Raw genomic sequence first — 13032 nt, 5'->3', positions numbered from 1 at the left:
ATTACCGGCCTGTTCCATGGTGGCCGGAACTACGAGGCGGAGCTGGGAGCGGACGACTAATCCGTCAGCATTGGCCAGCCCCCTCATCCATGAAAAACGGGACCAGCCCATACGGCTGATCCCGCTCCTGTCATGATCCGTGACGGCAGCACGCCTCCGATCACAGCACAGCCTCACCCCCGTTCCGAAAACCGCTCGATCCAGATCGCCAGCCGGTCCGTCGAAAAGCTGGCCGTGCGTGTGCCGGCACGGCAGGCAATGGTCTCGCCTTCGCGCGTGAACTGCAGCGCGCCGCCGGCTTCTTCGAGCCACAGTAGGCTGGCCAGCCACGCCGCGTGCTGCGCAGAAACCGCCTCGCCCACCGGCTTGGCCAGGAATTCGCTGAGCGCGGACGGTGCGGTCCATACCACCGTCTCGCCTTCGCGGCGCACGGTGCTGTCGCCCAGCGCCTCGGCCACGACCTGCAGCGCATCGGCGGCGCCGCGCCCGGCATGGCGCGTGCGCAAAGCCGCCAGCTGCGTCCCCACGGCATGGCCGAAGGTGCCGCTGCGCTCGCTCTCGGCGCCCACCAGGTCGGCATAGTCCATGCGCTGCCAGTCGGGTTCGGCATTGCGCGCGCCGCCCAGCTCCGTGCCGGCCAGGTAGGTCTCGACGGGTTGGAAGCGGCCCGGGCCGATCAGGCTCGCGCACAGCGCGTGGATCATGCCGATGCGCGTGGCCACGGTCTGGGTCTGCAGCACGCTCAGCTTTTCGCGCACGAGCTGGTCGCGCTCCTTGCGCAGGCCGGCCATCTCCAGCGCCTGCTTCAGTTCCATGCGCAGCGCGGTGATGTCCCACGGCTTCTTGATGTAGCGGTGGATCTGCCCCTGGTTGACGGCCTCGACGGTCTGGTCCAGTTCCGAATACGCGGTGGTCAGGATCCGCACGATATGGGGATAGCGCTCGCGCGCATGGCGCAGCAGCTCGTTACCATACTCGCCCGGCATGCGCTGGTCGGACACCAGTACCGCAAGGCTGTCGGCGTGCGCCTCGAGCAGTGCCTTGCCCTCCTCCACCGAGCCGGCGGTCACCACAGGGGCCAGCGCGCCGATCGCGCGCTGGAAATACTTCACGGCCGTGGCTTCGTCGTCGACGAACAGAATCGCCGGGGGTGGTGCCTGGGTGGCATTCGGTTCGTTCATCGGTCACTCCTGTTCATTCGATTCTTGAAATTTGGGAAGTCCAGCGTCACGGTCGTGCCGGCTCCGGACGCTGAGGCGATCCGGATGCCGCCGCCAAACGACTGCATGACGCGGTTGCAGAAAATCATGCCGAGGCCGCTGCCGCCGGCCCCCGCGTGAGTGGTGACGGGGTCCACCAGCAGGCGCTCCATCACCTCGGGCGGAATCCCCGGCCCGTTGTCGCAGATGCGGATCTCCTGCCGCGGCTTCGACACCACGACAAAGCGCAGCAGGGGCGCACCGACGTCGCCAAGCGCGCGCAGCGCATTGCTCATGACCGAGGAAAGCACCAGCGCCACGCAGTTGGGCAGCGTCTGCACGGGAAAATCGCCGTGTATCTCCACCTGGACCCAGTTGCGCTGGTCGGCATTGAACGGATAGCTATCGAGCAGCGACGCGACCAGCGCGCCCGCGCTCACTTCGGTGCCCGGCTCCTGCCGCGCCGGCGTGCTGCCCGCGCTGCTGCGCACCGATTGCAGGAACGACGACAGCACCGCCAGGCAATACTGGGCGTTGTCGCGCATGGCGCTGGCGGCCTGGCCGATCTCGCCCTGGCGCTGCGCGGTGTATTCGGCCGTCACGCGCCCCTCGATGCCGCGCGCGAAATTGGCAATGGCCGCGAGCGGCGTATTCAGCTCGTGGGCCAGGAAGGCCAGCGTTTCGTCGATCGCCATCAGCCGCTGCTGCCGCAGCGCCCGCTCGCGCGAGCGCTCCACGGCCAGGCGCAGGACGTTGCGCACATCGCCGACGCTCAGCGGCTTTTCCAGGATGCGGAACACTTCGCCGCTGTTGACGGTCTGCAGCAGCACGTCCTTGTCGGCATACGCCGTGACGAGAATCCGGACGATCTGCGGGAATTCCTCGGCCACCTGGCGCAACAGGTCGCCGCCGTCCCGTCCCGGCATGCGGAAATCGGTGACCAGGATGGCCGTGCGCGCGCCGGCGCCACGCAGAATGTCGATCGCCTCGTCGGCGCCGGCGGCGGTCAGGACTTCATACTCGTTGCCCACGGCGCGCGCAAAGTACTTGAGCGCCATGTCTTCATCGTCGACGTAGAGCACGGTCGGCCGTGCCTGCTGGACTTCGCTCATGGCCAGATCACTCCGCGCGCGGCAGGTCGAAACTGAAGGCGGCCCACTTGCCGAATTCGCTCTCGGCAAACAGCTGGCCACCGTGCCGCTCGATCACCGCATAGCTGATCGACAGGCCCAGCCCCAGCCCCTGCCCTACGTCGCGCGTCGTAAAGAACGGCTCGAACACGCGCGCCAGGTTCTCCGGCGCAATGCCCGGGCCGTTGTCCTGGACTCGCACATGCAGGCGGCTTTCCACCCAACGGATCGTGGTATGGATGGCCGGCGCCACCGTGCCTGCCTTGCGCATCGCCAGCGCGGCATTGGAGAACAGGTTGATCAGCACGCCGATGACGGCCGCTTCGTCGCCGAGCACCAACGTGTCATCGGGCAGTTCGCGCGTCACCTTGACGCCTCGCAGCTCGTGGGCCGTGAGGCGGATGGAGGAATCGAGCGCCTTCTCGAACAGGAACGGCGTGCCTTCGACCTCGGCCCCGGGCTTGCGGTAGGCGAAGGTTTTCAGGTCCGACACGATATGCTGGATGCGCTGCATGCCCTGCTTGGCATCGACCAGGCATTCCTCCAGCGACGGATTTTCCTTGGCCTGCGGCTCTTCCATGGCCACCTCGATGGCCATCAGGCAGAAGTTGACCGGATTGTTCACCTCATGCAGCAGGCCTGCCGCGAGCGTACCGATGGCCGCCATCTTTTCCTGCTGCAGCATCTGGCCCTTGATGTCCGCGAGCCGGCGGTTGATGTCGGCCAGTTCCTCGTTCTTGCCCGCCAGCTCCTGCTTGAGCCGGATCAGGTGAAAGTGCCCGCGCTCGTTCATGAACGTGTACACGGCGCTGGCCACGATCGAAAACACGATGAACAGCGAATTGACGAGGAAGTGCCCATTCTGTGCCAGGCCTTCGGGATGGACCAGGCAGGCCACGAAGTACAGCAGATAGGTCACCGCGCCAAAGCCGACGGTCTGCCACAGGCCCATGGGCATCGCTATGCCGACCGCGAAGATGACAAGGTTCAGTCCCGCATAGTAGATCGAGGAAGCGCCGTCGGTCGTGGCAATCATCCAGGCGATCATCACCTGCGGCAGCAGCAGCCAGGCCAACGTGAGCGGCTGGACAAAGCGCCGTCCGGCCCCCTTCACCAGCAGCAGGAAAATCAGCCCGATCAATACCGAGACGACCAGGCGTGCCACGAAGAACTGCAATTGGTGGCCGGGATAGATGCCGTAGTCGAGTCCGACGCCAGCCATCACCAGCACGATGGCCGTCAGCGCGCCGGCCCGGCTCGAGATCAGGCGGAAGTCGCCCAGCTCGGCCTCGTACCGGGAATACTGCCCTGCAGTCCGTTTCAACATGGTGGTCAGGCCTTGGCCGGATCGGTCACGACGGCTTCGACGAACACATTGACGCCGGTGACATCAACGTACGTGCGGCCGTCACGCGTGTTGGAGGGCAGCAGCGCCTGCATGCCCGCCTCATCGCGATAGATCAGGTACCACTCCAGCATATGTTCCATGCTGTACCGTTCCGGATTGTTGACGTGAACGTTAGTGGCCAGGATGCGCCCCTCGGGATGCGTGCGCGACGAGAAATAATTAAGCAGGCGCGCGCAAACGCGATCCGACAGGTAGTCGAACAGGCCAGCGCAATAGACCCCGTCGAACTCGCGCAGCGACGGATCAATCTCGATGCGCCGCTTGAGCAGCTCATGCACAGAGTGATGGACGTATTCGACATCGACCTTCACACCGGCCAGCCGGCAACTTTCATCGATGCGCGCGCGGGTGTAATCCAGCGTTTCCTCGCTGAAGTCGAGCAGCTGGAACGACAGCCACTGCGGTTCCGGGTACTCGGCAATGAAACGGCGGATCTCCACCGCGGGCCCGCAACCGACATTAAGCAGGCGAAACGGCCTGCCCGCGGCCTTGGCCTGCTCGGCCACGCGCACCAGGAAATCGACCAGCAGGTCGATGCGGTTGCGGTGGGCAGCGGCCACGGAGGACTGCAGGAAGGTCGCGTTGACGATCTGGAAATAGGTGTTCGGGCCCTCGCGCGGATCCGAGAGGATCTGGTTCACCATCTCATAGTCGCCCGCGTAGCCGAGCGGCTTGGTGTAGGTGCGAAACACGAACGGGGAGCGCAGCAGCAAGGGATGCAGCGCCGCCTGCGTGAAAGTGCGGTGCATCACGGTCTGCTCTTCCGGCACGTTCGCGGCTTCGCCATCGAGCACGGCGGAATAGTGGCGTATCTTCAGGGCGATCGGCGTGGCCAGCTCTTCGAATACGTCCATGCGCAGCGTATCGCCCTCCTTGGGCAACGCGCTGGACATGTCGACCTGCTCGACCCAGCGCGAAACCTCCGACAGGAACGCGCGCATTTCGTTGACCACGATCTGGTAGTCGCGCCGGATATTGAAACGCTCGTTCCAGTCCTGCACGAAGCGCTGCGACTCGCGCGCGACCGAATTCGGCTCGTTGTCGAGGTTGCTCAGCTCCAGCCACTCGTCGATCAGCGTGAGCGACACGACCGCGGTCAGGCCGGTATTCACCAGGCTCATCACCACGGCCTTGCCGAGATAGGCGTTCTTGGGCCCCATGCGGATGCTGAGTTCGCTCAGCACCTCGCTGACCTGCACGATCGAATACGGATTGTAGATTTCCATCACCAGAGACTTTCTCTGGAGATTGATGATCGTGCCCCGCACCTGCTCGCCCTGCGAGTTGCGAAAGCTGACTACCGGATCGATTTGCGTTTTGGAATACACGGTATTACGCCAGGGAAATCCGAGAAAGGCTGGTGGCCATGCAGCCGGACGGACCGGATGGCCAGGTACAGCACAGGAGGGGCGACAGGGTCGCGGAGACGGCTACCGTTTTCGGAATGTACAGCGAATGCTCATGTCGGGTGCGCGAATGCCTGTTGGAGGCTTGGTCACCGGCGGTACGCGCCCCGGTTTCCTGCCTGGATCGGGAAGAATCTGATTCAAGACAATTTGCTGCGAGCCATTGTACTGTGGCAAGAGCGGCCCATACAACCAAGTGGATGAAACGTCCCCCCGTACTCCCGAGTACAAGTGTGGGCAAGCATGCGGCAACTAAAAAAGGCCGGCAAGGCCGGCCTTCTCAAATTGGGCTGCAGCCCCGGGTATTACTCCGCGCGGACGCCTTCGACCTGGATCGCCAGCTTGACCTGCGGGTTGAAGCCCATCTTCACGCCATAGTCGAGACCGAAGTCGGCACGGTTGAACTGGCCAACCGCGTCGGCGCCGCAAGCCTCGCGCTTGAGCATCGGGTGCTGGATGCACTTGAAGTCGCGGATTTCCAGCTTGACCGGCTTGGATACGCCGCGCAGGGTCAGCACGCCCTCCACTTCGGTCGGGACATCGCCCTTGAACTTGCTGAACTTGCCCTTGTAGCTCGCTTCCGGGAAGGCCTCGACATCGAACATGTCCGGGCTCTTGGCGTGCTGGTTCAGCTTGGAATTACCAAAGTCGATCGAGGCCGGATCGATCTTCACGTCCACCGTGCCGCTCTTGGCGGCGCGGTCCAGCGTGACCACGCCGCTGGATTTCTCGAACTTGCCGCGCCAGGTCGACAGGCCGCCGAGGTGGTCGGCCTCGAAGCTCGGGTAGGTGTGGGTCGGATCGAGGTTATAGGTCACGGTGTTGGCCGAAGCCACGCCGAAGGCGGCGGTTGCAGCAACGGCCGCCACGGCGGTCATGAGGGTACGCAGTTTCATGGGATCTCCCGACAAAAGGTTGGAGAGGAACATCAACGGGAATGGCAACAGCTGTTCAGTTCGAGAAGACCGGCGCAGCCGGCCTTCACTTCTTTGCTGCCGTCACGATATGGAACTTGATCTGCACGTCGTCGGCGACCACGGAAGTATCCTTCCATTCACCGTCGCCGATATTGAAGGCCGTGCGCTTGATCGGCAGCACGCCTTCGAACACCTGGGCAGCGCCGTCCTGGCGATACGTGGCCGGGATGACGATGTCCTGGGTCTTGCCCTTGATGGTCAGCTTGCCGGCCACCTCGTACTTGCCCGGCGTGCCGTTCTTGATGCTGGTGGACTGGAACACGGCCTTCGGGTACTTCGCCGCGTCAAACCAGTCCTTGCCCTTCACTTCCTTGGTGGTCTCGGCGTCGGCGATCTCAAAGCTCGACACGTCGATCTCGACCTTGGCCGACGACGTCGCCAGCTTGGCGGGATCGAAGTCGACGTTGGCGTCAAACTTCTTGAACTTGCCTTCCATGGGCACGCCGATCTGGCGCGCCACCGCGGTCACAGAGCTCTTGGCGGTGTCGATCTGCGCCCAGGCAAGGTTGGCGGCGACTCCGGTGGTGGCCAGCACGGCGGCCAGCAGCAGCGAACCGGGGCGGGGAATGCGTTTCATCAATGACTCCTGTCAGTGGGCGGCGCGCTGCGCCGCGCATCAGAACCGAAATGGGATTTCCCGAACAGCAACGACCGGAGCGACCTGCTCCGGTCGCGAGGCCTAGCGCAGGAACGGCAGCATGCGGCCAAGCGTGCCGTCGCGATCGACGACCTGGTGCTTGATGGCAGCGGCCGCGTGCACCGTCACCACGCCCGCCATCAGGTAGTTCAGCGCGACATGCGCGACCTTGAAGACGGCCTTGAGCTCTTCATTGGCCTCGATCAGCACGGGCATCTTCCACAGGCCCAGGTAGACCACGGGCACGCCCGCGGCCAGGCTGTACAGGTAACCCGTGACCGGCACCACGATGATCAGCACGTAGAGCAGGTGATGGGCGCCCGCGGCGGCCCTGGCCTGCCACGCCGGCGTACCCGGTGCGACCGGCGGCGCGGCATGCGTGGCGCGCCAGAGCACGCGCAGCACGGCGATGATGAACACGGTCACGCCGAGCCATTTGTGCCACGAGAACAGCTTGAGCTTGGTTGGCGTCAGCCCGGGGATGCCGGTCATGTACCAGCCCAGCCCGAAGGCGGCGAAGATCAGCAAGGCAATGATCCAGTGCAGGCCGATGGCCGTGGCACCGTAGCCGGTAGCAGTAGCGTTCGAACGCATCAAATTCCTCAGCCCTTGTCGCGGGCATTTCACAATCTTTGGGCAAGTCTGCAACGGGAAATCTGGCCCCGCGCTTCAGATTCTCGCATTATTGCGGCGGAGTGTGCGCGCATGCAGGACAGTCCTTAATTAAGTTATTCAAATGATTTGAAGTGGCATTCTGTCGCAGGGCGCGCCCCTGCCCTTTCCTTCAAAACAAGCAAAAAAGCCACCCGATCGGGTGGCTTTCTTGCTTCAAGCGGAGAGGCGCGTCAGATCCGCTCGGCCAGAACGATAGCCTTGCCGATGTAGCTCGCCGGCGTCATGGCCAGCAGCAGGTCCTTGGCGTCCTGCGGAATGGCCAGGCCGGTGATGAACGTCTGCAGCGCCTCGCGCGAGATGCCCTTGCCGCGCGTCAGCTCCTTGAGCTGCTCGTACGGGTTGGGCACGCCGAAGCGGCGCATCACGGTCTGCACCGGCTCGGCCAGCACCTCCCAGCAGTTGTCGAGGTCTTCGTTGAGGCGTTCCGGGTTGGTTTCCAGCTTGCCCAGGCCGCGCAGGCAGGCCTCGTAGGCCAGCAGGCTGTAGCCGAAGGCCACGCCGATATTGCGCAGCACGGTCGAATCGGTCAGGTCGCGCTGCCAGCGCGACACCGGCAGCTTCTCCGACAGGTGGCGCAGCACCGCATTGGCCAGGCCCAGGTTGCCTTCCGAGTTCTCGAAGTCGATCGGGTTGACCTTGTGCGGCATGGTCGACGAGCCGATCTCGCCGGCCTTGGTCTTCTGCTTGAAGTAGCCGACCGAGATATAGCCCCAGATGTCGCGGTTCAGGTCCAGCAGGATGGTGTTGGCGCGCGCCACGGCGTCGAACAGCTCGGCCATGTAGTCGTGCGGTTCGATCTGGATGGTGTACGGGTTGAAGGTCAGGCCCAGGCGGGTTTCGATGACCTGCTTCGAAAACGCTTCCCAGTCGAACGTCGGGTAGGCCGACAGGTGCGCGTTGTAGTTGCCCACGGCGCCGTTCATCTTGCCGAGCAGCTCCACGCGTTCGATGCGCTCGATGGCGCGCGCCAGGCGCGCGGCCACGTTGGCCATTTCCTTGCCGAGCGTGGTCGGGCTGGCCGGCTGGCCGTGGGTGCGCGACAGCATCGGCTGGGCGGCGTTGGCCTTGGCCAGTTCCACCAGGCGGGCCTGCACGCGCTTGAGCGCCGGCACCACCACGCCTTCGCGGGCGCCCTTGAGCATCATGCCGTGCGAGGTGTTGTTGATATCTTCCGAAGTGCAGGCGAAGTGGATGAACTCGCTGGCCGCTTCCAGTTCGGCGTTGCCCTTGACCTGCTCCTTTAGCCAGTACTCGACCGCCTTGACGTCGTGGTTGGTGACGGCCTCGATTTCCTTGATGCGGGCCGCGTCGGCTTCGGAGAAGTTATCGACCAGCGCCAGCAGCGCGGCTTCCGAGGCTGCGGAGAACTTCGGCATGTCGGGCAGGCCGGCCTGGGCCAGTGCGATCAGCCAGTGCACTTCGACCTTGACGCGGTTGCGCATGAAGGCCGCTTCGGACAGCCATTCGCGCAGCGCATCGGCCTTGGAGGCATAGCGGCCATCGATGGGGGACAGGGCGGTGAGCGGCGAAAGCGAAGAGGTGGACATGCTGGCAACCGGGGAAAAATGAGGGCGAGTACGGGATGGATCGCAGGCGCGCCAGGCGTGGGAGGCACCCCGCGGGCAACTGGCAAGCGGCCGATGCGCCGCACCGCGTGGGTTCCGCGGAGAACGGCGCTGACGGGCCGGCGCCGCGCAACGGGCGATTTTACCACCCATGCCGCCGTCCCGGGGCAACGCTACAGCATGGCCATGGGACATCCGTGCGCGAGGCCTCATTCGCCATGCGGCGCGGGTATACTCGCGCTCGCCATTCCACTAGCCTGTTATGAAGTGCATCGGGCAAGCGTTGAAAGCCAGGGGCTCCTGCGCCGCTTGCCGCCGAGCGTCGATGCACTTCATAACAAGCTCGAGGGGAGAAAATGAAGCTGTTCGCGTCCCAGACCAGTCCCTACGCGCGCAAGGTGCGCGTAGTGATGGCGGAAAAGAAGATCGACTACCAGTTGATCGAAGAGAATGTCTGGTCAGCCGATACGGTGATCGGCCAATACAATCCGCTCGGCAAGGTGCCCTGCCTTGTCATGGAGGACGGCAGCTCGATCTATGACTCGCGCGTGATTGTCGAATACGTCGACACGCTGACGCCGGTCAGCCGCCTGATTCCGCAAGGCGGCCGCGAACGCCTGGAAGTGCACTGCTGGGAAGCGCTGGCCGATGGCCTGCTCGATGCCGCGCTGCTGGCGCGCCTGGAAAACACCCAGCGCGAACCGCACGAGCGCAGCGAGCGCTGGGTGCAGCGCCAGCTTGGCAAGATCGACGCCGCACTGGCCGCCATGTCGAACGACCTGGCCGATCGCCCGTGGTGCAGCGGCAACCACTATTCGCTCGCCGACGTGGCCGTAGGCTGTGCGCTGTCCTACCTGGATTTCCGCTTCCCGGAAATCCACTGGCGCGAGCGCCATCCGAACCTGGCGGCGTACCACGAGAAACTCGCCAAGCGCCAGTCGTTCATCGACACGGAACCACCGGCGGCCTGATCATGGCGCCAACGAAAAACGCTCGCTTGCGCGAGCGTTTTTCGCTTTCAGGGCACGCTTACTGCGCCGACTGGATGATGCCGCCGCCCAGGCAGACATCGCCGTCATACAGCACCGCCGACTGGCCCGGCGTCACCGCCCACTGCGCTTCGGCAAACGAGAGACTGAGCGTGTCGCCATCGACCCCCTCGACCACGCACGGCGCATCGCTCTGGCGGTAGCGCGTCTTCGCCGCCATGGCGGCACCGGCAGCAGGCGGCTCGCCCGCCACCCAGGACAGGTCGGCCGCGGCCAGCGTGGGCGTGAGCAGCCACGGATGATCGTGGCCCTGCACGACATACAGCGTATTGCTGGCCATGTCCTTGCGCGCCACATACCACGCGTCGCCGTTGCCGTCGCGGCTGCCGCCCAGGCCGATGCCCTTGCGCTGCCCGAGCGTGTAGAAGGCCAGCCCGATATGCTCGCCAACCACCTTGCCATCGGGCGTCTTCATCGGCCCCGGCTTGGTCGGCAGGTAGCGGTTCAGGAAATCGCGGAACGGCCGCTCGCCGATAAAGCAGATGCCGGTCGAGTCCTTCTTCTTCGCGTTCGGCAGGCCGATCTCGGCAGCAATCTCGCGCACGCGGGTCTTCGGCATCTCGCCCAGCGGGAACAGCGTGCGCGAAAGCTGCGCCTGGTTCAGGCGATGCAGGAAGTAGCTCTGATCCTTGGTGTGGTCCACCGCCTTGAGCAGCTCGAAACGGCCCGCCGCGTTCTGCCGCACGCGCGCATAGTGGCCCGTGGCGATGGTTTCCGCGCCCAGCGACATGGCGTGGTCGAGAAAGGCCTTGAACTTGATCTCGGCATTGCACAGCACGTCGGGGTTCGGTGTGCGGCCAGCGGAATACTCGCGCAGGAAATCCGCGAACACGCGGTCCTTGTACTCGGCGGCAAAGTTCACGGCCTCGACATCCACGCCGATCAGGTCGGCCACCGACACCACGTCGAGCCAGTCCTGCCGCGTGGAGCAGTATTCGCTGTCGTCATCGTCTTCCCAGTTCTTCATGAACAGGCCGATGACCTCATAGCCCTGCTGCTTGAGCAGCCACGCGGTCACCGACGAATCGACCCCGCCCGACATGCCGACCACGACCCGCTTGCCGCTCACAATGCGTCTCCGGTGGCCAGGACGGACGGGTGCGTGTAGAGCGCATCAAGCGCAAAGCGCTTGCCGGCCAGATAGTCGTCGATGCAGGCCAGCACCAGCGGCGTGCGGTGGCGCTCGGGGCAGGCGCGGATCTCGTCGGCGCTCATCCACACGGTGCGCACGATGCCGGTATCGAGCTGGCGGCCCGCGTCGAGCGAGCCGAGGTCGCCGGTGAAGGCAAAGCGCACATAGGTCACGTCTGAATCCGTGCGCGACGACGCCGCGCGGCCCATGTAGCAGCCCAGCAGTGCGCGCGGCTCGAAGGTGTGCGCGGTCTCCTCCAGCGTTTCGCGGATGACGGCGCGGATCAGGCTTTCGCCCGGATCAAGATGGCCCGCCGGCTGGTTCAGCCGCAGGCCATCACGGGTTTCTTCTTCCACCAGCAGGAACCGCCCGCCGCGCTCGATGACCGCGGCAACCGTCACGCTGGCATTCCAGTCACGTGGCATGATGCACATTTTTTAGGCAATTCGGCATTTTACCGGTTGCGCCGGCATTGTGCAGCGCGGCGGCGGCGGCGGTCCAACCGTCTCGCGCCACCCTTGCAATACCCGACCGATCAGTCACCAACAATGGTCAGATTCCTGTAAGCTGCGTGAAAAATTGTGCGCTGCGGGTGTCAACAACCGTTGGCGCGCAACGGGCCAGACGTCGGCCCGCCCATCAGATATGACGCCAGCAAAGGAGAAATTGACGATGTACATCGGCATCCCGCAGGAGACGCGGGCCGGCGAGACGCGTGTCGCCGCCACCCCTGAAACCGTCAAGAAGTATGTCGCCCAGGGCCACAAGGTTGTGGTGCAGGCGGGTGCCGGCGTACGGGCCAGCCAGCCCGACAGCGCCTACGAGGCCGTCGGCGCCACCATCGGCAGTGCCGCCGAGGCGCTTGGCGCCAACCTGGTGCTGAAGGTACGCGCGCCGGAAGCCGCGGAGCTGGCCCAGATGAAGCCGGGCTCGGTGCTGGTGGGCATGCTCAACCCGTTCGATGTCGAGAACAATGCGCGCATGGCGGCAGCATCGATCACCGCCTTCGCGCTCGAAGCCGCGCCGCGCACCACGCGCGCGCAGAGCATGGACGTGCTCTCCTCGCAGGCCAATATCGCCGGCTACAAGGCCGTGCTGATCGCCGCGCACTATTACCAGCGATTCATGCCGATGCTGATGACCGCCGCGGGCACCGTCAAGGCGGCGCGCGTGCTGATCCTCGGCGCCGGCGTGGCCGGCCTGCAGGCCATCGCCACGGCCAAGCGCCTGGGCGCGGTGATCGAGGCCTCGGATGTGCGACCGGCCGTGAAGGAACAGATCGAATCGCTCGGCGGCAAGTTCCTGGACGTGCCGTTCATCACCGACGAAGAACGCGAGATCGCGCAGGGCGTCGGCGGCTATGCCCGCCCGATGCCGCCCGACTGGATGCGCCGCCAGGCCGAACTGGTGCACGAGCGGGCGAAGCAGGCCGACATCATCATCACCACCGCGCTGATCCCCGGCCGCAAGGCACCGGTGCTGCTGCAGGAAGCCACCGTGCAGCAGATGAAGCCGGGCTCGGTGGTGGTCGACCTGGCCGCCGCGCAAGGCGGCAACTGCCCGCTGACCGTGGCCGACGAAGTGGTCGAGCGCAATGGCGTCACCCTGATCGGGCACACCAACCTCGCCAGCATGGTCGCGGCCGACGCCTCGGCGCTCTATGCCCGCAACGTGCTGGATTTCCTCAAGCTGGTCATCGACAAGGACGCCCAGTTCACGCTGAACCTCGAAGACGACATTGTCGCGGCCTGCCTGATGTGCAACAGCGGCGAAGTCGTGCGCAAGGCGGCGTGAGTCTTCCCGGCGCCCGCGGGCGCCGGCTGCATTCCGCATCAATATAAGGACGTATCACCC

The 13032-nt window shown here is 64.8% G+C and carries 12 protein-coding genes; 2 read left to right on the top strand and 10 right to left on the bottom strand.

The genetic code is table 11. The features are described 5' to 3' along the window. Positions 1 to 173: 173 nt before the first annotated feature. From AC3FKH_RS04165 to purB, 8 genes are all read right to left on the bottom strand, one after another. On the bottom strand, positions 174 to 1181 hold the full coding sequence (locus AC3FKH_RS04165) for a response regulator (protein ID WP_488673178.1): 1008 nt from the start codon (positions 1179 to 1181) through the stop codon (positions 174 to 176). Then, the gene (locus tag AC3FKH_RS04160) at positions 1178 to 2311 is read right to left on the bottom strand and encodes a hybrid sensor histidine kinase/response regulator (protein WP_488673177.1); all 1134 of its coding nucleotides are present in this window, start codon (positions 2309 to 2311) and stop codon (positions 1178 to 1180) included. Before AC3FKH_RS04160 ends, AC3FKH_RS04165 begins: the two co-directional genes overlap by 4 nt. 7 nt (positions 2312 to 2318) lie before the next feature. Then, positions 2319 to 3656, bottom strand: coding sequence for a sensor histidine kinase (locus AC3FKH_RS04155; RefSeq protein ID WP_488673176.1), 1338 nt, complete (start codon positions 3654 to 3656; stop codon positions 2319 to 2321). A gap of 5 nt (positions 3657 to 3661) precedes the next feature. After that, on the bottom strand, positions 3662 to 5065 hold the full coding sequence (locus tag AC3FKH_RS04150) for a class I SAM-dependent methyltransferase (RefSeq protein ID WP_488673175.1): 1404 nt from the start codon (positions 5063 to 5065) through the stop codon (positions 3662 to 3664). A gap of 383 nt (positions 5066 to 5448) precedes the next feature. After that, positions 5449 to 6039, bottom strand: a complete 591-nt coding sequence (locus tag AC3FKH_RS04145; RefSeq protein WP_488673174.1) for a YceI family protein — start codon at positions 6037 to 6039, stop codon at positions 5449 to 5451. Between the two features lie 85 nt (positions 6040 to 6124). Then, positions 6125 to 6697 (bottom strand): YceI family protein, encoded by a 573-nt coding sequence (locus tag AC3FKH_RS04140; protein ID WP_488673172.1) that lies wholly within the window; start codon positions 6695 to 6697, stop codon positions 6125 to 6127. 102 nt (positions 6698 to 6799) lie between these two features. Then, positions 6800 to 7351: a cytochrome b gene (locus AC3FKH_RS04135; protein WP_488673170.1), complete on the bottom strand. Its 552-nt coding sequence runs from the start codon at positions 7349 to 7351 to the stop codon at positions 6800 to 6802. Positions 7352 to 7602: 251 nt separating this feature from the next. Next, on the bottom strand, positions 7603 to 8979 hold the full coding sequence (purB, locus tag AC3FKH_RS04130) for an adenylosuccinate lyase (RefSeq protein ID WP_488673169.1): 1377 nt from the start codon (positions 8977 to 8979) through the stop codon (positions 7603 to 7605). A 374-nt stretch (positions 8980 to 9353) separates the two neighbouring features. On the opposite strand from purB, the gene AC3FKH_RS04125 reads away from it, so the two are divergent. Continuing rightward, positions 9354 to 9968 carry a glutathione S-transferase family protein gene (locus tag AC3FKH_RS04125; protein WP_488673167.1) on the top strand — a complete coding sequence of 205 codons (615 nt, stop codon included), beginning with the start codon at positions 9354 to 9356 and terminating at the stop codon, positions 9966 to 9968. A gap of 58 nt (positions 9969 to 10026) precedes the next feature. Here the strand turns inward: AC3FKH_RS04125 and mnmA are convergent, their stop codons facing one another. Beyond that, the gene (gene mnmA / locus AC3FKH_RS04120; protein WP_488673166.1) at positions 10027 to 11115 is read right to left on the bottom strand and encodes a tRNA 2-thiouridine(34) synthase MnmA; all 1089 of its coding nucleotides are present in this window, start codon (positions 11113 to 11115) and stop codon (positions 10027 to 10029) included. Beyond that, complete coding sequence (locus AC3FKH_RS04115) at positions 11112 to 11603, bottom strand: NUDIX hydrolase (RefSeq protein WP_483730311.1); 492 nt, start codon at positions 11601 to 11603, stop codon at positions 11112 to 11114. The genes mnmA and AC3FKH_RS04115 overlap by 4 nt, the downstream gene beginning before the upstream one ends. A 247-nt stretch (positions 11604 to 11850) precedes the next feature. Here AC3FKH_RS04115 and AC3FKH_RS04110 point away from each other — a divergent pair, with 247 nt between their 5' ends. Next, positions 11851 to 12972, top strand: coding sequence for a Re/Si-specific NAD(P)(+) transhydrogenase subunit alpha (locus AC3FKH_RS04110; RefSeq protein WP_488673164.1), 1122 nt, complete (start codon positions 11851 to 11853; stop codon positions 12970 to 12972). Positions 12973 to 13032 lie beyond the last annotated feature (60 nt).

This window comes from Cupriavidus sp. 21MJTG02-4, from assembly GCF_057798975.1.
The sequence above is the reverse complement of the archived record's forward strand: the minus strand, read 5'-3'. Positions and strand labels throughout refer to the sequence as shown.